This window comes from Methylobacterium sp. A49B, from assembly GCF_053346215.1.
The window spans coordinates 1-21,854 of record NZ_JBKFBO010000127.1; the positions used below are offsets into that span (position 1 = coordinate 1).

Genomic DNA, 21,854 nt, shown 5'->3' on the forward strand with positions numbered 1-21,854 from the left:
TCAGTCGTTGATGGCGGCGACGACGCCGGCGCCGACGGTGCGGCCGCCCTCGCGGATGGCGAAGCGCAGCTTCTCCTCCATGGCCACCGGCACGATCAGCGCCACGTCCATGGTCACGTTGTCGCCCGGCATCACCATCTCGGTGCCCTCCGGCAGCGTGCAGATCCCGGTCACGTCCGTCGTGCGGAAGTAGAACTGCGGCCGGTAGTTCGTGAAGAACGGCGTGTGGCGCCCGCCCTCCTCCTTGGTCAGGATGTACGCCTCGGCCTTGAACTTCGCGTGCGGCTTCACCGAACCCGGCTTGCACACCACCTGGCCGCGCTCCACGTCCTCGCGCTTCGTGCCGCGCAGGAGAACGCCGACGTTGTCGCCCGCCTGGCCCTGGTCGAGCAGCTTGCGGAACATCTCCACGCCCGTGACCGTCGTCTTCGTGGTCGCCCGGATGCCGACGATCTCGACTTCCTCGCCCACCTTCACGATGCCGCGCTCGACGCGGCCCGTCACCACCGTGCCGCGGCCCGAGATCGAGAACACGTCCTCGATCGGCATCAGGAACGGCATGTCGATCGGGCGCTCCGGCTGCGGGATGTAGCTGTCCACCGTCGCCATCAGCGCCAGCACCGCCTCCTTGCCGATCTTGGGCTCCTTGTCCTCCAGCGCCATCAGCGCCGAGCCCTTGGTGATCGGGATGTCGTCGCCCGGGAAGTCGTACTTCGAGAGAAGCTCGCGCACCTCAAGCTCCACCAGCTCCAGCAGCTCCTCGTCGTCGACCATGTCGACCTTGTTGAGGAACACCACCAGAGCCGGAACGCCGACCTGACGCGCCAGCAGGATGTGCTCGCGCGTCTGCGGCATCGGGCCGTCGGCCGCCGACACCACCAGGATCGCGCCGTCCATCTGCGCCGCGCCCGTGATCATGTTCTTCACGTAGTCGGCGTGGCCGGGGCAGTCCACGTGCGCGTAGTGCCGGTTCGAGGTCTCGTACTCCACGTGCGCCGTCGAGATCGTGATCCCGCGCGCCTTCTCCTCCGGCGCCTTGTCGATCTGGTCGTAGGCCGTGAACGTCGCCCCGCCCGTCTCCGCCAGAACCTTCGTGATCGCCGCCGTCAGCGACGTCTTGCCGTGGTCAACGTGCCCAATCGTGCCGATGTTGCAGTGCGGCTTGGTGCGGGAGAACTTTTCCTTGCCCATGATTCCCATTCCTGCGGCGGGGACCACACGGGGGCCCCGGATCCTGGTCGGCCGCCCCGAACTCGGAAAAAGGGGCGCAAAACGCGGTCCGCTTAGAGGGTCGGCCGCCTTGGATCAAGGTCCGGCGCGCACGGGGGCGCCCCGCGCGGCGTCGCTGTCAAGCCACATCGGTCGATCATGAACCGGCGGAATACCAATGCCTCAGAGTAACCGGTCGCTTTCAAGTCACGGTGTGGCACGCAGGGCATAGCGAAACAGGCGCCGCGGAGCTTAACTGTTCGCAACATCGCCCAAGCTCCGGATTCCCGCCCCATGTTCAAGAAGCTCCTCCTCGCCAGCGCCGCGACGGCCCTGGTCACGACGGCTGCCTCGGCCGCCGACCTGCCGCGCCGGGCCGCCCCGCCGCCGGTCTTCACCCCCGTGCCGGTCTTCACCTGGACGGGCTTCTACGGCGGTCTGGAGACCTCCTACGTCTTCACCGACAGGCAGCGGATCAACACCCTCGGCATCTCGCCGGTCAACGCGTCCAACGTGGCGACCGGCGCCCGCCCGGCGGCGACCTCGATCTCCGATGACGGCTTCGCCAACATCGGCGGCACGGTCGGCTACAACTATCAGTTCACCCCCGGCTCGGGCATCGTCGTCGGCGTCGCCAACAGCGTCGACTGGACCGATCTGAACCGCCGGCGGTACTACCTGGGCACCACCAACGCGCTGAGCGCCTTCCGCCAGAGCACCGACTGGGTCGGCACCCTCGTCGGCCGCGTCGGCTACGCCTTCGATCGCGTGATGGTGTACGGCATGGGCGGCCTCGCCTACGGCGGCGTCCTCTACGACGCGCGCTTCTTCACCCCGGGCGGCGCCCTCGCGTTCGCCGGCCGCCGCGACGACGTGGAGACCGGATTCGCCTACGGTGGCGGTATCGAGTTCGCGCTGCCGACCGACAGCTTCCTGAACACCTTCGCGATCGGCCGCTACCTGGGCCTGCGCTACGATGCCCTGACCATCAAGGCCGAGTACATCCACTACGACCTCGGCAGCAAGAACGTGCTGGTCGGCTCGGTCCCGGGCGTCGGCGCCGGCACCGGCTACGTGTCGCGCTTCCGTACCGAGGGCGACATCGTCCGCGCCGGCTTCAATTACAAGTTCGGCGGGCTCTGAGGCTCCCGGACGTCCGGGATCGAACCTCCCGGACCGGTTTTCTGAAGGCGCGCACCGGGACCGGTGCGCGCCTTTCTCGTGCCGGGCGCTCAGCAGGCGCGCAGATGCGCGATGAGCCGATCCGCCGCGGTCTGCGGCGCCCCGACATTGACGAGGGACAGGTCGGCGTCGACCTGCCCCTCGCGGGCGAGACGGGCGGCGAGGTCGCCGTCCTCCGCACGCCCACGGGCCTCGAGGCGCCGAGCCAGAATCTGGGCGGGCGCCGTGATCTCGACGACGCTGACCCGGGGGATGGCCGAGCGCGCCTGAGCGACGACGCGGCGCGAGACGTTGCAGACCACCACATGGCCGCGGGCCGCCAGCGCTCCCGCCTCGGCCGGCAGGGCGTAGCCGAGACCGTGCGCGCGCCAGCTCAGGGTGAAGCGTCCCGCCGCGTGACCGTCCGCGAAGGCGGCCTCGTCGATCTCCGTGTTGTCCTCGTCGGCCGAGGGGGGCCGCGTCACGAGGCGGCGGGGGAAGACGTAGCGCGGGTCGTCGGCCAGGGCCGCCCGAGCGAGCCGGATCAACGTGTCCTTGCCGGCGCCGCTCGGACCGACCACGAGGACGAGGCAGCCCGGCATCAGGCCACACGCCGCCCGGTGCGCCAGACCTCGCGCACCACCGGCACGCCCTCGGCGAGCTGCACGCGCACCAGGTCGGCCCGCAGGCCGGTCTGCAAGGCGCCGCGGTCGGTCAGGCCGGTGGCCCGGGCGGGGTTGGCCGTGACCGTGGCGAGCGCCTCCGGGAGCGTGATCGACGGCGCCTGCTCGGGCAGCAGGAAGGCCGCCATCAGCAGGCTCGCCGGCACGTAGTCCGACGACAGGATGTCGAGATGGCCGGCCTCGGCCAGCGCCAGCGCCGCGACATTGCCGGAATGCGAACCGCCGCGGATCAGGTTGGGCGCCCCCATCATGACGGTGATGCCGCGCCCGTGCGCGGCCCGGGCCGCCTCCAGGGTAGTGGGGAACTCGGCGAGCCGCACGCCCTCGCCGACCGCCAGTTCCACGTCCGCCAGGGTGGTGTCGTCGTGGCTCGCCAGCGGGATGTTCATCTCCCGCGCGAAGTGAACGAGGGCCGGGCGATTCCGCGCATTCAGCGCCTGGCCGTCGCGGATCTTGCGCTCGGTGTTGGCGCGGATCTCGTCCATCGGCCGGCCGCCGCGGGTGGCGTACGTGTAGTACTTCGCCATGTCGCGGAACTGCCTCTGGCCCGGGGTGTGATCCATCAGCGAGATCAGCCCGACGGGATAGCGGGCCACGAACTCCGCCACCGTGTCGAGCACGTCGGTGGACGGCAATTCGCAGCGCAGGTGCGTGAAGTGCTCGGCCCGGAACAGGTCCCGGTCCCGAGCGGCGGCGATGGCGCCGGCGAGCTGCTCCAGCTCGGAGCCGAGGCCGCTGCCGTCGGGATCGCTGCCGGCACGCAGGGAGTCGAACACCGTGGTGATGCCCGAGGCGGTGATCTGCGCGTCGTAGGCCAGGACCGCGCCGAGCGGGTGCCAGCGCACCTTCGGGCGCGGCGCGTAGTGGCTCTCCAGGTGATCGGTGTGTAGCTCGATCAGGCCGGGAATCAGGTGATCGCCGCCGAGATCGAGGCCGCGGGCGGGCGGGCGGCCCTCGCCGATCTCCGCGATGGCCCCGTCGGAGACCGCGAGCCAGCCGCGCTGCACCCGGTCGGGCAGGACCAGGGTCGCGTTCTCGATGATGAAATCGTCCATCGCGTCGGTCCTCAGGCTGCCCGGGCGTGCGGTGCGAAGCGGGTGACGTCGACCACCCGAGTCGCTACAGCATCGCGCATCTCGCTGTCGTGGAAGATGCCGAGCACGCCCGCTCCGGCCGTCAGCTTCTCGCGCACGAGGTCGGCCACCACCGCGCGGTTCTGCGCGTCGAGGGAGGCGGTGGGCTCGTCCAGCAGAAGCAGCGGCCGGTCGGCGATCAACCCGCGGGCGATGTTGACCCGCTGCTGCTCGCCACCCGAGAAGGTCGCCGGCGGCAGGCCCCAGAGCCGCTCCGGCAGGTTGAGCCGGGCCAGCAGGTCCCTGGCCCGGGCGCGCGCCCTCTCGGCGTCGAGCCCGTCCTCGCGGCCGGCGGCCTCGACCACGTCGAGGGCGGCGACCCGCGGGATCACCCGCAGGAACTGCGACACGTAGGCGATGACCCGCGCCCGCAGCGCCAGGACCGCCCGCGGGTCCGCCCGGACGACGTCGACGACCGCGTCGCCGTCGCGGACCAGGATGGCGCCCGCGTCGCAGCGGTAATTGCCGTAGGCCATCTTGAGGAGCGAAGATTTGCCGGCTCCGGACGGGCCGCCCAGCACCACGCACTCGCCGGGCTCCACGGACAGGCTGACGCCGCCGACCACCGGCAGCACGATCCCGCCGCGCAGGTGCAGGGTGAAGCTCTTGGCGACGTCCCGGAAGGTGAGGAGCGCGGTCATGCGGCGAGCACCGAGGAGACGAGGAGCTGGGTGTAGGCGTGCTCGGGATCGTCGAGCACCCGGTCGGTGAGGCCGGTCTCGATCACCCGGCCCGCCCGCATCACGGCGATCCGGTGTGAGAGCAGCCGCGCCACGGCGAGGTCGTGGGTGACGATGATCACGGCGAGCCCGAGTTCCGCCGAGAGGCGCCGGATCAGGTCGAGGAGCCGGGCCTGGACCGAGACGTCGAGGCCGGAGGTCGGCTCGTCCATCAGCACCAGCCGCGGCCCGGTGACGAGGTTGCGGGCGATCTGGAGCCGCTGGCGCATGCCGCCGGAGAACTGGCTCGGCGGGTCGTCCACGCGGCCCGCCTCGATCTCCACCCGCCCGAGCCAGTCCAGCGCCTGGCCGCGGATGCGGCCGTAATGGCGCTCGCCCATCCCCATCAGCCGCTCGCCGACATTGCCGCCGGCCGAGACCGCCATGCGCAGGCCCTGGCGGGCATCCTGCCGGACGAAGCCCCAATCGGTGCGCATCAGCCGCCGGAGTTCCGCCGGACCGAGATCCGCGAGGCTGCGGGTCTGCCCATCGCGCAGCCGATAACGGACCGCGCCCGAATCGGGCGCCAGCTCGCCGGCGAGCAGCGACAGGAGCGTCGACTTGCCCGAGCCCGATTCGCCCACGATGGCCAGCACCTCGCCCTCGGTGACGTCGAGGTCGATGCCGGCACAGGCGAGCCGGCTGCCGTAGGCCTTGGTCAGGCCGTGCGCGGAGAGGAGCGGTGCGCTCATCGGGCCGCCTCCGCGACGCGGGTCTCGCAGATGTCGGTGTCGGAGCAGATGAACATCCGGCCGCCGACATCGTCGGTGACCACCTCGTCGAGGTAGTGGCCGCGCGCGCCGCACAGGGCGCAGGGATGCGTGAATTCCTGCACGCGGAACGGGTGGTCCTCGAAATCGAGGCTGCGCACCCGCGTGTGGGGCGGCACCGCGTAGATCCGCCGCTCGCGGCCCGCGCCGAAGAGCTGGAGCGCCGGGCAGTCGTCCATCTTGGGATTGTCGAATTTCGGCGTCGGCGACGGGTCCATCACGTAGCGGCCGGCGACCTCCACCGGGTACGCGTAGGTGGTGGCGATGTGGCCGTGGCGGCTGATGTCCTCGTAGAGCTTCACGTGCATGGCGCCGTACTCGGCCAGCGCGTGGAGCTGCCGCGTCTCGGTCTCGCGGGGTTCGAGGAAGCGCAGCGGCTCGGGGATCGGCACCTGGTAGACCAGCGTCTGGCCCTCGGTCAGCGGCGTCTCGGGGATGCGGTGGCGGGTCTGGATGACCGTCGCCTCAGCGGTGCGCGTGGTGGTGGCGACGCCCGAGGTCTTTGCGAAGAAGCGGCGGATCGAGACCGCGTTGGTGGTGTCGTCGGCGCCCTGGTCGATGACCTTGAGCACGTCCGACCGGCCGAGGATCGCCGCCGTGACCTGCACGCCGCCGGTGCCCCAGCCGTACGGCATCGGCATCTCGCGGGAGGCGAAGGGCACCTGGTAGCCCGGCACCGCGATCGCCTTGAGGATGGCCCGGCGGATCATCCGCTTCGTGCCCTCGTCGAGATAGGCGAAGTTGTAGCCGGATTCTCCGCCGCGTCTCCCTCCCCCCTCTGCGGGGGAGGGTGGCCCCTGCGTCAGCAGGGGTCGGGTCGGGACGAAGTCCCGCAAGGGGGGAGCAACGTGTCCGGAAGAGGCGCTGCCATCATGCCGGGCACGGCCGCGTGCTTCAACGTCGCGCTGCCCCTCTTGCGGGACTACGTCCCGGCCCGCCCCTTTTCGAGGGCCGCCCTCCCCCGCAGAGGGGGGAGGGAGAACCGTGTGCGTCGCGCTCATTCCGCGGCCTCCTGCATCTCGGCCCGGTCCCGGCCCTGCTCGAACTCGGCGCGCAGGCGCCGGACCAGCTCCAGCTCCGCCTGGAAGTCGACGTAGTGGGGCAGCTTCAGGTGCTCGACGAAGCCGGTCGCCTGGAGGCTGTCGCAATGGGCCAGGACGAATTCCTGGTCCTGGGCCGGGCTCGCCACCGGCTCGCCGAGTTCCTCAGCGCGCAACGCCCGGTCGACGAGGGCCATCGCCATGGCCTTGCGCTCGCTCTGCCCGAAACTCAGCCCGTAACCCCGCGTGAATTGCGGCGGCGCCGCCCCCGAGCCCTTGAACTGATTGACCATCTGGCACTCGGTGAGCCGGACCCGGCCGAGCGGCACCGCGAAGCCCAGCTCCTCCGGCACGAACGCCACCGCCACCTCGCCGACCCGGATCTCGCCGACGAACGGGTGGGTGCGGCCGTAGCCGCGCTGGGTCGAGTAGGCGAGGCTCAGGATGAAGCCCTCGTCGCCCCGGGCGAGGGCCTGGAGGCGCAGGGCCCGGTCGGCCGGGTAATCCACCGGCTCGCGGGTGAGGTCGCCGACGGGCGCGCCATCCTCCTGGGGCGAGGGCTCGATCAGGCCGTCCTGCGCCAGCAGGTCGGTGACCCGGGGGCAATATCCGGCATCGGCCCGCGGCTCGGCCTCGGCGGCGGTCTCGACGGGGCCCTCTCCATCCTCCCCGGCGGCCAGCGCGAAATCGATCAGCCGGTGCGTGTAGTCGAAGGTCGGCCCGAGCACCTGCCCGCCCGGCAGATCCTTGAAGGTGGCGGAGACCCGTCGCTCCACCGCCATGGCGCCGGTCTCCATCGGCGCCGAGGTCCCGAACCGGGGCAGCGTCGTCCGGTAGGCGCGGACCAGGAACACCGCCTCGACCACGTCGCCGCGGGCCTGCTTGAGGGCGAGCGCCGCGAGGTCGGGGTCGTAGAGCGAGCCCTCGGTCATCACCCGGTCGACCAGCAGCGCCATCTGCTGGCGGATCTGCGCGACCGAGAGGTCCGGCACGGCGGGGTCGCCCCGGCGCGCCTCGGCGAGGAGGCGGTGGGCGTTGTCGATGGCGGCCTCGCCGCCCTTCACGGCCACGTACATCGGCTAACCCTCCGTCACGACGGTGGAGCGCGGCAGGCCGGCGACGCGGCCCGGTGCGGTGAGGATCAGGTCGACGCCCAGGGGAAAATCCGCGCGGTTCTCGGCGAGCTGCGCCACGAAGTCCGCCGGCACGGGCTCGGGCGCCACGCGGGCAGCGCCCCGGATGCCCGGGCCCGACAGGTGCAGCCCCCCCCCCGGAATGAGGGAGTCGAGGGCCAGCACCAGCGTCGTGGAGGTATCGGGATAGGCCGGCGTGCCCGGCGCGAAGCGGCGGAGCGGCGGGCAGCGCGCGGGCTCGCGGACGAGCGCGAAGGCCGCCCGGGCCGGGTCGTCGGTGAGCGGCGCCCCGGTGTGGAAGCGCAGATACGCCGCGACGTCCGGCACGGCCGCCAGCGCCGCGTCGAGCCAGACCGGCGTGTCGGCGTCGGTGAGCGTCAGCGCGACGGCGGCGAGTTCCGGTGTCAGGGGCACGGGCGGCGCGAGGCCGGGGACGAGTGGCCGCGGCTGCCCGGGTCGGGCCAGCGCGTCCATCACGGCCCGGAAGGTCCCCTGCGCGTCGTGGACCGGATCGGCGAAGCCGGGGGCGAGCATGCTCAATCCTCCCCGCGGGCGAGGGTCAGGAAGTCGACCCGGGTCGCGGCGGTGCGCCGGGCGGCCTGCCGGCGCGCGGCCTCGATCCGCAGGGCGGCCGGCGCGAGGGCCTCCTCGACCCGGCCGCGCCGGCCCGGATCCTGCCAGAGCGCGTCGAGGATCGCGGCGAGCCGCGCCTTCGCGCGGTCACGGCCGAGATGGTAGGCGAACCCCGTGCCGACCCCGTCGAGCCGGATCGCGGCCCGCGTCACGCTGACCTCACCCAGGTTGAAGGACCGCCCGTCGCCGCCGATCCGGCCGGTGGCCATGACCAGCCCGGTCTCCGGGGGCCGCAGATCCTCGGCCGCCGGGACCTCGAGCGTCGCGACCGCAGCCTCGAGATCGTCCCGCCCGGCGTCGGCGCAGAGCGCCATCATGTCCTGTCGCGCGGCGATCTCGCCGACCGATCCCGTGCTCGTCGTCATCGCGAATCTCTCCGCCCCGCGGTTGTCTAATCGTGTAGACAACTGGCGTAAGGGGCGCAAATGAAGTTTGGATGACGGGATGGATGCGCAGCTGCAGACACCCGGCCTCGTCCGGGGCGAGGGGCTGACGGCGTGGCGGCAGATCGCCGACGCGCTGACGGCCGACATCGCGGCGGGGCTTTACGCGGCGGGCCAGCAGCTCCCGACCGAGTCCGCCCTGGCGGCGCGCTTCTCCGTCAACCGCCACACGGTGCGCCGGGCGCTCGCCGCGCTCGCGGAGGGTGGCTTGGTACGCGCCAGCCAGGGCCGCGGCACGTTCGTGGAGGGGGCGCCGCTGTCCTACCCGATCGGGACGCGCACCCGTTTCTCCGAGATCGTCTCCGGGGCGGGGCGCGAAGCCTGGGGCGACCTGCTCGCGGCCGCCACCGTGCCGGCCGCGCCCGAACAGGCGCTGGCGCTGGCGCTGACGCCCGGCGCGCCGGTCTTGGAACTCCACACCGTCCACCGGGCGGACGGCGCCCCGCTGTCGACGGCGCTGACGTGGCTGCCGCTGCCGCGGTTCGCCGGTTTCGGCGAGGCCTATGCGGCGCGCGGCTCGATCACCCGGGCCTTCGCCGATTGCGGCGTTCCCGACTACACCCGGCTGTCGACGCGCGTCCGCGCCCGTCCGGCCGACGCCCAGGAGGCAAGCCGGCTCGACATCGCGCCGGGACGGGTCGTCCTCGTAGTGTCGAGCGTCAACGTCGATCCCGCGGGCGTACCGATCCAGGCGAACCGGACCCTGTTCGCCGCCGACCGGGTGGAGCTGGTGATCGGCGGGTGACGCTGCGGCGGCCGTCCCATCCCACCCCCTCATCCTGAGGCGCCGCAGCGCCGCGAAGGCCTCGAAGGAGGGCTCCAGGGATCGCGGCGGCCTCTGGAGGGCTCCTTCGAGGCGGCTGCGCCGCAGCTCAGGATGAGGTCGCGGGTCGGAGGCGAGCTCGGCCGGCGTCCTCAGCGCGCCGCGGGCCCGATGATCGCCCGGCGCAGGCGGGTCGAGACCCAGTCGATCGCCGCGACGGCAGCGAGGATCATCAGCACCAGGAAGGCGACCTGCCGCAGCTCCAGCACGCGGATCAGTTCGGTGAGATACTGGCCGATCCCGCCGGCCCCGACGATGCCGATGATCGTGGCCGAGCGGGTGTTCGACTCGAAGAAGTACAGAACCTGGCTCGCCAGGACCGGCAGGACCCCGGGGATCAGTCCGAAGCGGATGCGGTGGAGGGCCGAGCCGCCCGAGGCGACGACGCCCTCGCCGGCGCGGCGGTCGCAGGTCTCGATCGCCTCGGAGAACAGCTTGCCCAGCGCGCCGACATCCGAACACGCGATGGCGAGCATGCCGGCGAAGGGGCCGAGCCCGACGACGTTGATCCAGATGAGCGCCCAGATCAGCACGTCCACCGAGCGCAGGACGTCGAGGCCGCGGCGGACCGCGAAGCGCGCGAACGGGTTGGGCACGACGTTGCGGGCGGCCAGGAACGCCACCGGGAAGGCCAGGAATGCCGCCGTGAGCGTGCCGAGGAAGGCGATACCCAGGGTCTCGCAGAGCGCGTGCAGGAAGGTCCAGAGATGGCCCTCGGGAGACGGCGGCAGCATCAGCACCGCGAAGGAGCCGAGCCGCCCGAGCCCGTGGAGGATCCGCGCCGCCGACATGTCGAGGCGCCAGCACGCCAGGACGGTGAGCGCGATGAGGGCGCCGAGTGCGAGGACCCGCCGCGCCCGCGCCGGCCGGTCCGCGCGGAACTGGGCCGGGTAGCGGGCGCGCAGCCGCGGGAGGTCGGCCCGGGCCGCCGCCCGCAGGGCCCCTGTGCGCGCCGCGCTCATCGCGCCACCTCCCCGATGAGCCGGTGGCGGACCCGCTCGGTGGCGAGGTCGATGCAGAACACCGTCAGGATGATCAGCACGAGAATCGCGCTCTCGTCCGCGTAGTAGAAGTTGCGGATCGCCGCCAAAAACTCCTGGCCGATGCCGCCCGCGCCCACGAAGCCGAGTACAGCTGCGCCGCGCACGTTGATCTCGAAGCGCAGCAGGCCGTAGGAGGCGAAGTTCGACAGCACCTGCGGCAGCACCGCGAAACGCACCGTCTCGACCCAGCTGGCGCCCGAGGCGGAGAGCCCCTCGACGGGGCGCATGTCGATGTTCTCGACCACTTCGGAGAACAGCTTGCCCAGCGCCCCCGTGGTGTGGATCGCGATGGCCAGCACGCCCACCATCGGCCCGAGGCCGAAGGCGATCACGAAGAGCAGCGCGAACACCACGTCCGGGACGGTGCGGCACACCTCCAGGACGCGCTTGGCGAGGATCCGCAGCAGCCGCGACCGCACGAGATTGACCGCGGCGACGAAGCTGAGGGCGAAGCCCGCAAGCGCCCCCAGCAGCGTGCCGAGATAGGCCATCAGCAGGGTCTCGCCCAGCAGCGCCAGCCAGTGCGGCAGCCCCCAGTACCAGGCGCGCACGTCCTCGACCGGGTGGTCGAGGCCGACCGGCGGCAGGATCTGCCGGATGTAGGCGGTGAACGTGCCGATGTTCTCGGCAAGGACCAGCGGCCGCACCTCGGCGGCGAGCCCGGCGAGCACCGCCAGGCCGGCGACCACCGCGAAGCCCGCGAGCGTCCGGCGGCGCGCGGCGCCGGTCGCCGCCGCGTAGAGGCCGGAGAGGGTCGCTGCCCGCTCCGGCGGCAGCTTCGTCAGGCCGCGCATGGTCGGGGCCGGATGGCCGCGTCCCGATCAGGACTTCTTGCGCTGCTCGTCGTTGAACCGGAGCATGTCGATGATCGGCTGGTAGTCCTTGAGGGTCACCGGGGTGAGGCCCAGGTCCTTGCCGTCGGAGAGCCGGTCGAAGGCGGCCTTGTCGTCCTTCGGCAGGGCGACGAAGGCCGCGCGCAGCTTCGCCTTCAGGTCGTCCGGCAGGGTGGCCAGCATGGCGTAGGGCCCTTCCGGCAGGAAGTCGGACTTGAACACCACCCGGAAGTCGGAGGCCTGCATCGGCGTGCCGTCGGGCTTCTTCAGCAGGCCCTTGGTGATCATGCGGGTGACGATGGTGTCGGTCTCGGAGTTCCAGAGGTTGGCGGCGGCCTCGACCGTCCCCTGGGTCAGCGCCAGGACGGCGTTCTCGTGGCTGCCGGCGAAGACCGCCTTGCCGAAGAACCTGTCCACGTCGTAGCCGGCCCGCTTCAGGAAGAAGCGCGGCGCCTGGTTGCCGGAGGTGGAGTTGGGATCGACCAGGGCGAGGTTCTTGCCCTTCAGATCCTCGATGCTCTTGTACGGGCTGGAGGCCAGCGCGTAGATCACCGAGTAGTAGCCCGCGGCGCCGGTCTCGTGCTGCGGGCTGACGATCGGCTCGACCTTCACGCCGGTCATCGCGGCGCGGGCGACGGAGGCCGGGCCGTAGAAGGCGAGCTGGATGTTGCCGGCCCGCTGGCCCTCGATCACCGCGGCGTAGTCGCTGGCGACCCGCAGCTTCACCGGCACGCCGACCGCCTTGGTCAGGTAAGCCGCCAGCGGCGTGTAGCGGTCGACGGTGCCGCTGGCGTTCTCCATCGGGATCACCGCCAGGGTCAGCTCGGGATACTGCGCCTTCCAGTCCTGCGCGGCGGCCGGCAGGCCGAGGAGGGCGAGCGCCGCGGCGGCGGCGAGGGTGCGTCGGGTGATCATGGTCTCATCCTTCGTATCGGCGTCTGCCGCGTGCTCGGCCGACCTTCGGCCGGGCGCTTCCCGGTCTGTCTCTGGTGGCGGCTCAGGCGCTGAGGGCGGCTTCGCCGACCGGGCGCGCCGGCACGAAGCCGGGACGACCCGGCATCGCCGCCCGCTGCTCGGCCTCGCGCTGCGCCGCATCGTCGAGCACCTCGCCGGCCTCCAGGCCGTAGAGCCGGCGCGCGACCTCCTCGGTGAGATCGAACGGGCCGCCCTCGAACACCACCCGGCCATCCGCGAGGCCGACGAGGCGGTCGCAGTAGGCGCGGGCGAGATCGAGGGAGTGCAGGTTGCACAGCACCGTGATGCCGTAGCGCCGGTTCACGTCGGCGAGCGCGTCCATCACGAGGCGGGTGTTGCGGGGATCGAGGGAGGCGACCGGCTCGTCGGCGAGCAGGATCTCGGGCTCCTGCACGAGGGCGCGGGCGATGGCCACGCGCTGCTGCTGCCCGCCCGACAGGCCGTCCGCCCGCTGGCCGGCGAACTCGCCCATGTCGAAGCTCTCCAGGGCGGCGAGCGCCATGGCCCGGTCCTCCTCGGACCAGAGGCGCAGGAGCGACCGGTGGCTCGGTACGTGGCTGAGCCGGCCCATCAGCACGTTGGTCATGACGTCGAGCCGGCCGACGAGGTTGAACTGCTGGAAGATCATCGCGCAGCGGGTGCGCCAATCCCGCAGGGCGCGGCCCCGCAGGCGCGTCACGTCGCGCCCGTCATAGAGAATGCGCCCGGATGTCGGATCCGCCAGCCGGTTGACGAGCCGGAGCAGCGTCGATTTGCCGGCGCCGGACCGGCCGATCACGCCGACGAAGCTGCCGGGCTCGATCTGCAGCGAGACGCCGTCCACGGCACGGCGGGTGCCGTACTGTCGCGTCAGATCTTCGATGACCAGCATGCATCCATCCGCCGGGGAATGGCCGCAGCTAAACGCGTCTTACACGACGATTGGATGACGAATACGCCGCGATAATGTTTGCCGGCGCATCATCTACTTCGGGAGATCTGCCCGGTCCCGGCCCCGCCATCGTACCGGTCGAGGAACGCCTCGACGGGCAGAGCGCGGAAATCCGGGAGCGCGGCGCGAAGCCTCGTGTGCTCCCAGTCCCACCAGGCGAGGCGCTCCAGCCGTGCCGCGACCGGCTCGGGGAAGCGGCGGCGCACGGGCCTGGCCGGGTTACCGACCACGATCGTGTAGGGCTCGATATCGCGGGTGACGATCGCGCCCGCGCCCACCACCGCGCCGGTGCCGATGGTCCGGCCGGGCAGCACCACCACGCCGTGGCCGATCCAGACGTCGTGGCCGATCGTGACCGGACTCGCCCGGCGCCGGTCGAAGAAGGCCGGCTCGTCCGCCTCCTCGGGCCAGTAGGCGCGCGCCCGGTAGGTGAAATGTGCCTGGGACGCCCGCTCCATCGGATGGTTGCCCGGGTTGATCCGGACGCTGGCGGCGATGGAGCAGAACTTGCCGATGGTGGTGTAGATCACCTCGCCGTCCTGGGCGATGTAGGAATAGTCGTCCAGAATCGTCTCGGTCAGGCGGGTGCGGGCGCCGATCTCGGTGTAGCGGCCGAGCCGACATGCCTCGATCCGCGCGCTGGGATCGACGGCCGGTTCGAGGCCGAGGGCGCGCTCAGCCACGGGTGCTGCCTCCGCCTGCTGCGAAGGGCAGGCGCGCCAGGAGCCGGAACCGCCCGGACCCGTCCTGGGCCAGGAGGCACACGGCGTCGATCGTCACGGGCTCCGGCGCGGTGGCGGCATAGGCCTCGGACAGGCGCGCGAGCCAGGTCTCGCGCTCGGCCTCCGGCAGGGCGTCGGTCAGTGTCATGTGGAACCGGAAAGCCTCGAAGACGAACGGATAGCCCCAACGGTCGAGCAGCGCCCGTCCGCGCGCGTCGAGGCGGTCCGGGCGGCGTTTCGCCCGCTCGGCCTCGGTGAGCGGCGCGCGGAACGGGTCGAGGGCCGCCACGCACTCGGCGGCCAGCAGGCCGAGCGACGTCGGCGGGGCCTCCGGCACGAGGGCGAGGAACGGCCCGAGCGCCGCGACCCGCAAGGGGCCGACGGCCACCGGCGGGTGCGCGGCCGCGAGGTCCCGGGCAGCGCCGACGAGGTCGGCCTCCGTGCCGCCGGCGGCGAGGCGCAGCGGCGCCTTGAGGGTAGCGTGGAAGCCGTAGACCCGGGCTCCCCCGGTGACGGCGGCGAGGCCGCTCAGATCCGCCGGATGCGCCACCGCCTCCCCCGAGACGGTGTCGTAGCCGAGCACGGCCCGGCCGAAGGCTTCGAGGCGGGAGCCCGGGGCGGGCAGCCAGTACAGGGCGTAGCGGCGGGTCACGTCTCGGCCTCCGGGGTGCCGCGGTCAGGCCGACCGCGCGTAGGGACGGTCATCGGCCGCCCGGCGCGGGCGCACATCCATGGCGTTGCCGCGCCACACGATGGCGCTCTGGACCCAGGCGCCCAGCCAGATCGCCGGGATTAGGGCGTCGCGCACCAGGAAGGCCGCCAGCATCCGCGGCGAACGGTGCCAGCCCGCGCGGGCGGCGAGCCGGTCCTCGGCGCCATAGCACAGGCCGGCCAGCACCGCAGCGCTCGCGAGTCCCGTCAGGCTGCCGGCCCAGAGGGCCACCAGCAGCGCCGGCAGCAGGACGCCGCTGCCGATCTCCGGGGCGAAGAACAACGGGAAGGTCACCCGCCGCAGCCGCGCCCAGCGGAGCTGCCGCGCCCAGACCTCCCGGAGGCAGCGCGGCCCGAGCGGCTGCTCGAACGGACTCGCCACAAGGTGGACGCGCTTGCCGGCGGCACGCACGAGCTTGGTGGCGGCCGCGTCCTCGGCGATCTCGGCGGCGAGGGCCTGGAGGCCGCCCCGCCGATCCAGGAACGGCTTGTGCCACAGCATGCTCTTGCCCTGCGCGAAGCCGAGACCGAAGGCCTCGGCGGCGTATTGCCAGCGCGCCTGCAGGGAATTGAGGAAGGCGCACTCCACCTCGGCCATGAAGCTTCCGGGGCGTGCGCCGGCCGGCGTCGAGCAGACCAGGCCGGTGTCGTCCCGCCACGCCGCCTGAAGGCGCTGGAGGTAGTCCGGCGGCATCGCCACGTTGGAATCGGCCAGGACCACCCACTCGTGGGCGGCGGCGCGCCAGCCGCGCAGGCAGTTGTTCAGCTTGGGGTTCTCGCTGATCCGCTCGTCGCCGACGATCAGGCGGGCGGGCACGTGCGGGTGGGCGGCGATCAGGCGCCGCACCGTCGGCACGATCGGGTCGCCCGGATCGGCAACGCAGAAAATCAGCTCGTAAGCCGGGTAATCGAGGCGGAAGCTGCGGGTGAGCATCTCCTCGCTGTAGGCCTCCAACCCGTGGAGCGGCCGCACCAGCGAGACCGGGGCCCCCGCCGGGAACCGCGACGGCCCGTCGATCCGGCCCAGGCGCCGCCCCGCGATGACGATGCTGCCGATCTGGACGAGGGCCAGGAGCAAACCGAACGACAGGGCCGGAACCAGGGCGTCACTCATGCGGGTCTCTCGTTGGCCGTCGCGCGGCCCGGTCGCTAGCGGCCGGACCGCGTCAGTCGTGTGACAGCCGGCCTGCCGCGGCGGCGGATGCGGCGGTCGCGAGGGGAGCGCGTGACCGTTGATGGCCTTCGTCGGAATCCCGCGGGCCGAATGCTGATTCCAGGCGGACAACGGGGCGTTGCGTCACCGGACCGTCATGCGCGCATTTTAATCCCGCCTTCACCATCAGATTTGATTCCGCGCGAGGCTGCATGTCCGATTCCGCCGTCATGCCCTCGGGCCTCGCGCGAGGCCGGCCCGGAGGCGGCCCCCGGCTCGACCACGGGATGCACCTGGGGGGCGTCGTCGCCTTCCTGCTCGTGCTGGTGGCGGGGCTCGGCTACGCGGTCGTGAGCCTCATCGCCGACATGAACGCGGTCGGCGAGGCGCCGCTGGCCTACGGCGCCTTCGCGCTCCTGGGGCTCGCCCTGCTGATCGCGCTGGCCTTCGAGTTCGTGAACGGCTTCCACGATACCGCCAACGCGGTCGCCACGGTGATCTACACGCACTCCATGCCGCCGCTCGTGGCGGTGGTGTGGTCCGGCTTCTTCAACTTCCTCGGCGTGATGCTCTCCTCCGGCGCCGTGGCCTACGCCATCGTGACGCTGCTTCCGGTGGAGCTGATCCTGAATGTCGGATCGGGAGCCGGCTACGCGATGATCTTCGCGCTGCTCCTGGCCGCGATCCTCTGGAATCTCGGGACCTGGGCCTTCGGCCTGCCGAACTCCTCGTCCCACGCACTGATCGGCTCTGTGCTCGGCGTCGGCCTCGCCAACCAGCTGATGAACGGCGGCGACGGCACCGCGGGCGTCGACTGGAATCAGGCGCTCAACGTGTTCAAGGCGCTGCTGTTCTCCCCGGTCTGCGGCTTTGTGCTGGCGGCCCTGCTGCTGCTCGCCCTGAAATTCGCGGTGCGCCGGAAGGATCTCTACGAGGCCCCCAAGGGTGATACGCCCCCGCCGCTCTGGATCCGCGGCCTGCTGATCCTCACCTGCACGCTGGTCTCCTTCTTCCACGGCGGCAACGACGGGCAGAAGGGCATGGGCCTGATCATGCTGATCCTGATCGGCGCCGCCCCGACCGCCTACGCGCTGAACCGCACCATGGCGGACGACACGACCCCCGCCTTCGTGCAGGCCTCGACGGCGGCGAGCCAGATCTTCTCCGCCCGGGCCGCCGGCACGCCGCAGCCCGAGGCCGCGCAGGCGCGCCGGACCGTCACGGAGGCGCTGAAATCCAAGGACCTCAATCAGCCGCCGGTCTACGCCGCCCTCGCGGCGCTCTCGAACGACATCGCCGCCAGCGTGAAGAATTACGGCGCGATCCGCACCGTGCCGGCCGCCCAGACGCAGAACCTGCGCAGCGACATGTACCTCGCCGCGGACGCGGTGCGGCTGCTCCCGGGCGCCGGGGCCGAACTCTCGGAGGCCGACAAGGGTACGCTCAAGAGCTATTCCGGGTTGCTCAATGCCGGTACCCGCTACATCCCGGGCTGGGTCAAGATCTGCGTCGCGCTGGCCCTCGGGCTCGGCACGATGGTCGGCTGGAAGCGCATCGTGGTGACGGTGGGCGAGAAGATCGGCAAGATCCATCTCACCTACGCGCAGGGCGCCTCGGCCGAGATCGTGGCCGCCGGCACGATCGGGCTGGCCGAACTCTACGGCCTGCCGGTCTCGACCACCCACATCCTGTCGTCGGGCGTCGCCGGGACGATGGCCGCCAACGGCTCCGGGCTGCAGGCCTCCACCGTCCGCAACATGGCGCTGGCCTGGATCCTCACCCTGCCGGCCGCCATCACCCTCGCCGCGGCGCTGTTCTTCGTCCTGCGCCACGTGTTCTGATGCGGCCGGGCGGGCAGCGCGTCCTCCGCCCCGGGTCGGAAGGGGCGGCGCCCGGCCCGGCCTCCTGAGGTGCCCCCGCCCCTCAGGAACTCGCCATTGCCCGGACGAAAGCCAGGCACGTGCGGCGCGCGGCCGGGCTCGTGATCGCCGCGAAGGCGGCGACGAGATCGGCGGCCTGCGCGACGGTCATGTCAGACTGATCCCGATCGGGGAAGAAGCTCGTGATCGGCACGCCGAGGGTCCTGGCGATACGCTCCAGGGCCTCCGGTTGTGCCGGCTCCGGGCCGAGCGTGGCCGCCGGAGCCAGGGTGTGCGATTGACCGGGCATCGCCAGTCAGGCGGCCTTGTGGCCGAGCTGGATCGCCTTGGCGATCTGCGAGCGCCGGGCGGCGTAGCCGGGGGCGACCATCGGGTAGTCGGCCGGCAGGCCGTACTGGGCCCGGTAGCGCTCGGGGGTGAGCCCGTGCGCCGTGAGGTGGCGCTTCAGGGTCTTGTAGGACCGGCCGTCGATGAAGCTGATCAGGCCGTCCTGATGGATTGAGGCCTCGACCTCCGCTGCGGACAGGCCCGATCCGTAGGCGCCTCCCGGCGGGTCCTTCAGGACCGCGATGGCCATGTGAACCTGATCGATCAGGCTCGGCAGTTCCGCGACACCGATCGCGTTCCTGGACACGTAGGCGGCGACGATGGCGCCGACCTGCTGCAACAGGGAAGGCGCGGAGATTTCGTTCAGGTGGTTCATGTTCGGCTTCACTGTCTAAGAATGCGCTGCGGCACACCGGCAGCTACTGCGCGATCGACCCGATCGCCCCTGGGGAAATGGGCCGAACTGGAAGCCCCACGCGACGCGCAGGACCAATCTTACCTCAAGTTGCCCCCTCGGCAGTTCTTAAGCTTGCAGATAATATACAATATGGGAGCGGCAGCGTTTGTCCGGCGGCGCGAGGTTTTTTGCCCGGCCGCGCGACCGGCGCGCTGAAGGCAAAAATTTACCAATGCAGGCCCGGTTTTCGTTCGCCAGCACCGAACTCCGAAACAGTTTCCAGGGTCGGCCCGATGTGGCGGGCAGCCCGACTGCAGCGGTTCGCATCCCTCCCGCCGGGCCGAGCGGAGCGTGCCCGCCGCATCCAGCCAGCCGGACATCCCGGCCCTATCGGTCCGTGGCTGGACGCTCCCCACCTCAGGGCGCGCTCCAGCGGATCGGTCAGCGCAGGCCGACCGTTCCCGCCTCCGCAAACCGCGCGCCGAACCTCTGCCGATCGACCCGGCCGCCGCTCGGCACGCGGACGCGCGGTACGAGACAGGGCGGCGGCTGATGCTGCCGCTGTCCTCGACATCCGGACGTCCCGCTCGGAGCCGCTTCAAAGCCTGGCGTGAGGGGCTGTTCGAGCGGCTGGTCCCCGTCGGGATCGAGCAGCGCGACGACCCATCCTTCGCGGGCCGACCGGACGTGACTGCGATCGCGGTCCTCACCGTCTCCCGGGTCTCGCAGGATGCCCTGCGCTGCGAGACGACGTCGAACACATAGCGGCCGATGCGGACGCTCTTCTCGACGGACGGGATCCATCCCCGAAGCGCCTTCCGCCGCTGGCGGGACATGATGTGCGATCAGATGGTGCCGAACGAGATCCGGAACCTCGCGGCGGGACCGTTCCAGGGCCGGATCGAACTGGCCGCGTTCGGATGTCTGCCGATCACGCGGAGCGTTCAAAGTTCCACGCGCACGGAGGTGACGCCCGACGCGGTTCGCCGAAACGGCCGGTGCGACCGCCTGTACGCGGTCTTCACCCAATCCGGCCGCCACGCTGTGCAGCAGAACGACCGCGCGGCGGTGGCCCGATCCGGCGACTTCGTCATCCTCGATCATCGTCCGGGCGTCAGCGAGATCGAGACCGGCAGCTCGCTGATCCTTGACCTGCCGCGCGCGCGCCTGGAGGGCGTGCTGGGTCCATCCCGTCTGTTCACCGCCCTCACGATCGGGGCCGACCTCGCCTCCACGACCCTGGCGAACACCTATATCGCGGAGCTGATCCGGGTGGGCGATCAGCTCAGCCCCGGCAGCGCCGCGCGCATGTCGTTGATCGGGGTCGATCTGATCGTTGCCAGCCTCGCGGAGCGGCTGGCGCGGGAGGTGCCGCGCTCCGTCCACGGCAATGCCACGGTCCAGCGGGCCAAGGCCTATGTCGAGGCCAATCTCGGCGATCCGACCCTCGACCCGCCGCATCTCGCCGCCGCGGTCGGCGTGTCGCTGCGCCGGCTGCAGGAGCTGTTCCACGAGCGCGGCCGGCACATCTCGGACTACATCTGGGAGCGCCGCCTCGAGGCTGCCGCTGCGCGGCTGGCCGACCCGGCCTGTGCCCACCTGTCGATCGGGATGCTGGCCTATGGCTGCGGCTTCCAGAGCCAGGCTCACTTCGCCCGTCGCTTCAAGGACCGCCACGGCCTGACGCCGCGGGAACACCGCCAGGCCGCCTTCGGAGGCGCTCCGTGATCCGCCGCCCCGGTGGCACCGGGGCGGCGGCCCGTCTCACGCCACACGGTCGCTGCGGCGCAGGCTCGCCGGCATGGCGAAGAGCGCGAGCCCGGCGGCGACCAGGCAGAGCACGCCGATCCCGTAGAGGGCCGGCGTGGTCGAGCCGGTGAGGTCCTTGACCCAGCCGACCATCACGGGGCTGACGATGCCGCCGAACTGGCCGAGCGTGTTGATCAGCGCGATGCCACCCGCGGCGCCCACGCCGGTGACGAGCTTGGCCGGCAGCGTCCAGAAGGTCGGGATCGACGCCACGATGCCGGCGCCCAGCAGGGCCAGGGCAAACATCAGCGGCACGATGTGCTTGTCGAACAGGCCGGCGCCGAAGAAGCCGAGCGCCGCCGCGATCGCGAGGCCCGCGACGAATTTCGGCCGCTCGCCGGAGGCGTCGGACAGGCGCCCGATCACCACCATGCTGATCGCCCCGCAGATGTAGGGAATCGCCGTCAGGAAGCCCACGGACGCGGCCTGCCCGCCGCTCGCGGTCTTGATCAGATCCGGTCCCCAGAAGTTCAGCCCGTAGGAGCCGATCTGCAGCAGGAAGTAGATCAGCGCGATCATCAGGAAGCCCGGCTGCTTGATCGCCCCGAAGAGCGAGTGGTCGCCGATGTCCCGGTTGTGGTGGGCGATGCGACTCGACAGGAGATCCTTCTCGGGCTGGGACAGCCAGCGGGCGTCGGAGATCCGGTCGTCGAGGCGGGTCAGCACGAGGATGCCGAGCACGAGGCAGGGCAGGCCGCCCGCCAGGAACAGCCACTGCCAGCCGGCGAGGTCCCAGACGCCGTTCAGACCGCCGAGGATCAGGCCCGCCACCGGCGCGCCGAAGATGCCCGAGAAGGCCGAGGCCACGAACATGAACGAGGTGATCCGCCCGCGGTGCGAAGCCGGGAACCACAGGGTCAGGTAATAGAGGATGCCCGGCGCGAAGCCCGCCTCCATGGCGCCGATCAGGAAGCGCAGCGCGTAGAAGTGCCACTCGCTGCGGATGAAGATCATCAGCGCGGTGGCGATGCCCCAGGAGATCATGATGCGGGCGATCCAGCGGCGCGCCCCAACCCGGTAGAGGAAGAGGTTCGAGGGCACCTCGAAGATGACGTAGCCGATCACGAACATGCTCGCGCCGAGGCCGTAGGCGACGTTGCTGAAGCCGAGGTCGCTCTGGAGCTGGAACTTGGCGAAGCTGATGTTGATGCGGTCGAAGAACGCGAACATGTAGCAGATCATGATCAGCGGCATGAGCCGCCACGCGACCTTGCGGACGACGGCGTTCTCCGTCACCGCGCCGGCCTCGACGGCCGCCGGCGCGCCCGACAGGACTGCGGTCATGGGTTTCCTCCGTTTTCTTGGGATTGGGGAAGCAGTGCCGCC

General features: G+C 71.5%; 24 protein-coding genes. 5 read left to right on the forward strand and 19 right to left on the reverse strand.

The window, feature by feature from the left end:
• On the reverse strand, positions 1 to 1,191 hold the full coding sequence (tuf, locus tag ACLBX9_RS25570; protein WP_010686902.1) for an elongation factor Tu: 1,191 nt from the start codon (positions 1,189 to 1,191) through the stop codon (positions 1 to 3).
• Positions 1,192 to 1,503: 312 nt separating this feature from the next.
• On the opposite strand from tuf, the gene ACLBX9_RS25575 reads away from it, so the two are divergent.
• Entirely contained in the window at positions 1,504 to 2,352 is an 849-nt protein-coding gene (locus ACLBX9_RS25575) for an outer membrane protein (protein ID WP_158168733.1), read from the forward strand.
• Between the two features lie 89 nt (positions 2,353 to 2,441).
• Here ACLBX9_RS25575 and phnN read toward each other — a convergent pair whose 3' ends face one another.
• From phnN to phnG, 8 genes are all read right to left on the reverse strand, one after another.
• A complete protein-coding gene (phnN, locus tag ACLBX9_RS25580; protein WP_447720894.1) occupies positions 2,442 to 2,972 on the reverse strand; it encodes a phosphonate metabolism protein/1,5-bisphosphokinase (PRPP-forming) PhnN in 531 nt (176 codons plus the stop codon).
• The gene (locus ACLBX9_RS25585) at positions 2,972 to 4,108 is read right to left on the reverse strand and encodes an alpha-D-ribose 1-methylphosphonate 5-triphosphate diphosphatase (protein ID WP_447720895.1); all 1,137 of its coding nucleotides are present in this window, start codon (positions 4,106 to 4,108) and stop codon (positions 2,972 to 2,974) included. Before ACLBX9_RS25585 ends, phnN begins: the two co-directional genes overlap by 1 nt.
• Before the next feature lie 11 nt (positions 4,109 to 4,119).
• On the reverse strand, positions 4,120 to 4,827 hold the full coding sequence (phnL, locus tag ACLBX9_RS25590) for a phosphonate C-P lyase system protein PhnL (protein WP_447720896.1): 708 nt from the start codon (positions 4,825 to 4,827) through the stop codon (positions 4,120 to 4,122).
• On the reverse strand, positions 4,824 to 5,597 hold the full coding sequence (gene phnK / locus ACLBX9_RS25595; RefSeq protein ID WP_447720897.1) for a phosphonate C-P lyase system protein PhnK: 774 nt from the start codon (positions 5,595 to 5,597) through the stop codon (positions 4,824 to 4,826). The genes phnL and phnK overlap by 4 nt, the downstream gene beginning before the upstream one ends.
• Positions 5,594 to 6,385, reverse strand: a complete 792-nt coding sequence (locus ACLBX9_RS25600) for an alpha-D-ribose 1-methylphosphonate 5-phosphate C-P-lyase PhnJ (protein ID WP_447720979.1) — start codon at positions 6,383 to 6,385, stop codon at positions 5,594 to 5,596. Before ACLBX9_RS25600 ends, phnK begins: the two co-directional genes overlap by 4 nt.
• Before the next feature lie 287 nt (positions 6,386 to 6,672).
• Positions 6,673 to 7,791, reverse strand: coding sequence for a carbon-phosphorus lyase complex subunit PhnI (locus ACLBX9_RS25605; protein WP_447720898.1), 1,119 nt, complete (start codon positions 7,789 to 7,791; stop codon positions 6,673 to 6,675).
• 3 nt (positions 7,792 to 7,794) lie between these two features.
• Entirely contained in the window at positions 7,795 to 8,382 is a 588-nt protein-coding gene (gene phnH / locus ACLBX9_RS25610) for a phosphonate C-P lyase system protein PhnH (protein WP_447720899.1), read from the reverse strand.
• Positions 8,383 to 8,384: 2 nt separating this feature from the next.
• Positions 8,385 to 8,846 (reverse strand): phosphonate C-P lyase system protein PhnG, encoded by a 462-nt coding sequence (gene phnG / locus ACLBX9_RS25615; protein ID WP_447720900.1) that lies wholly within the window; start codon positions 8,844 to 8,846, stop codon positions 8,385 to 8,387.
• 79 nt (positions 8,847 to 8,925) lie between these two features.
• Between phnG and phnF the strand changes: the two genes are divergently transcribed.
• Positions 8,926 to 9,669, forward strand: coding sequence for a phosphonate metabolism transcriptional regulator PhnF (gene phnF, locus ACLBX9_RS25620; RefSeq protein WP_447720901.1), 744 nt, complete (start codon positions 8,926 to 8,928; stop codon positions 9,667 to 9,669).
• A gap of 170 nt (positions 9,670 to 9,839) precedes the next feature.
• On the opposite strand, the gene phnE (ACLBX9_RS25625) is transcribed toward phnF, so the two are convergent.
• The 7 genes from phnE (ACLBX9_RS25625) to ACLBX9_RS25655 all read right to left on the reverse strand — a co-directional run bounded on the left by phnE (ACLBX9_RS25625) (position 9,840) and on the right by ACLBX9_RS25655 (position 16,076).
• Positions 9,840 to 10,709, reverse strand: a complete 870-nt coding sequence (gene phnE / locus ACLBX9_RS25625) for a phosphonate ABC transporter, permease protein PhnE (protein ID WP_447720902.1) — start codon at positions 10,707 to 10,709, stop codon at positions 9,840 to 9,842.
• On the reverse strand, positions 10,706 to 11,584 hold the full coding sequence (gene phnE / locus ACLBX9_RS25630) for a phosphonate ABC transporter, permease protein PhnE (protein WP_158168713.1): 879 nt from the start codon (positions 11,582 to 11,584) through the stop codon (positions 10,706 to 10,708). Before phnE (ACLBX9_RS25630) ends, phnE (ACLBX9_RS25625) begins: the two co-directional genes overlap by 4 nt.
• A gap of 27 nt (positions 11,585 to 11,611) precedes the next feature.
• Complete coding sequence (gene phnD / locus ACLBX9_RS25635; protein ID WP_158168710.1) at positions 11,612 to 12,538, reverse strand: phosphonate ABC transporter substrate-binding protein; 927 nt, start codon at positions 12,536 to 12,538, stop codon at positions 11,612 to 11,614.
• An 82-nt stretch (positions 12,539 to 12,620) separates the two neighbouring features.
• Entirely contained in the window at positions 12,621 to 13,469 is an 849-nt protein-coding gene (phnC, locus tag ACLBX9_RS25640) for a phosphonate ABC transporter ATP-binding protein (RefSeq protein WP_447720903.1), read from the reverse strand.
• An 89-nt stretch (positions 13,470 to 13,558) separates the two neighbouring features.
• On the reverse strand, positions 13,559 to 14,212 hold the full coding sequence (locus ACLBX9_RS25645; protein WP_447720904.1) for a chloramphenicol acetyltransferase: 654 nt from the start codon (positions 14,210 to 14,212) through the stop codon (positions 13,559 to 13,561).
• Positions 14,205 to 14,903 (reverse strand): DUF1045 domain-containing protein, encoded by a 699-nt coding sequence (locus tag ACLBX9_RS25650; protein ID WP_447720905.1) that lies wholly within the window; start codon positions 14,901 to 14,903, stop codon positions 14,205 to 14,207. The genes ACLBX9_RS25645 and ACLBX9_RS25650 overlap by 8 nt, the downstream gene beginning before the upstream one ends.
• A gap of 24 nt (positions 14,904 to 14,927) precedes the next feature.
• Positions 14,928 to 16,076 (reverse strand): ceramide glucosyltransferase, encoded by a 1,149-nt coding sequence (locus ACLBX9_RS25655; protein ID WP_447720906.1) that lies wholly within the window; start codon positions 16,074 to 16,076, stop codon positions 14,928 to 14,930.
• 251 nt (positions 16,077 to 16,327) lie between these two features.
• Here ACLBX9_RS25655 and ACLBX9_RS25660 point away from each other — a divergent pair, with 251 nt between their 5' ends.
• Positions 16,328 to 17,956, forward strand: coding sequence for an inorganic phosphate transporter (locus ACLBX9_RS25660; protein ID WP_447720907.1), 1,629 nt, complete (start codon positions 16,328 to 16,330; stop codon positions 17,954 to 17,956).
• Between the two features lie 82 nt (positions 17,957 to 18,038).
• Here the strand turns inward: ACLBX9_RS25660 and ACLBX9_RS25665 are convergent, their stop codons facing one another.
• Together ACLBX9_RS25665 and ACLBX9_RS25670 are read right to left on the reverse strand one after the other, a co-directional pair.
• Positions 18,039 to 18,284 (reverse strand): hypothetical protein, encoded by a 246-nt coding sequence (locus ACLBX9_RS25665; RefSeq protein ID WP_447720908.1) that lies wholly within the window; start codon positions 18,282 to 18,284, stop codon positions 18,039 to 18,041.
• Between the two features lie 6 nt (positions 18,285 to 18,290).
• On the reverse strand, positions 18,291 to 18,698 hold the full coding sequence (locus tag ACLBX9_RS25670; RefSeq protein ID WP_158168698.1) for a MucR family transcriptional regulator: 408 nt from the start codon (positions 18,696 to 18,698) through the stop codon (positions 18,291 to 18,293).
• Between the two features lie 573 nt (positions 18,699 to 19,271).
• On the opposite strand from ACLBX9_RS25670, the gene ACLBX9_RS25675 reads away from it, so the two are divergent.
• Both ACLBX9_RS25675 and ACLBX9_RS25680 read left to right on the forward strand, forming a co-directional pair.
• A complete protein-coding gene (locus ACLBX9_RS25675; protein WP_447720909.1) occupies positions 19,272 to 19,484 on the forward strand; it encodes a hypothetical protein in 213 nt (70 codons plus the stop codon).
• Positions 19,485 to 19,490: 6 nt separating this feature from the next.
• Entirely contained in the window at positions 19,491 to 20,447 is a 957-nt protein-coding gene (locus ACLBX9_RS25680) for a helix-turn-helix domain-containing protein (RefSeq protein WP_447720910.1), read from the forward strand.
• A gap of 36 nt (positions 20,448 to 20,483) precedes the next feature.
• Here ACLBX9_RS25680 and ACLBX9_RS25685 read toward each other — a convergent pair whose 3' ends face one another.
• A complete protein-coding gene (locus ACLBX9_RS25685) occupies positions 20,484 to 21,812 on the reverse strand; it encodes an MFS transporter (protein ID WP_447720911.1) in 1,329 nt (442 codons plus the stop codon).
• Between the last annotated feature and the right edge of the window lie 42 nt (positions 21,813 to 21,854).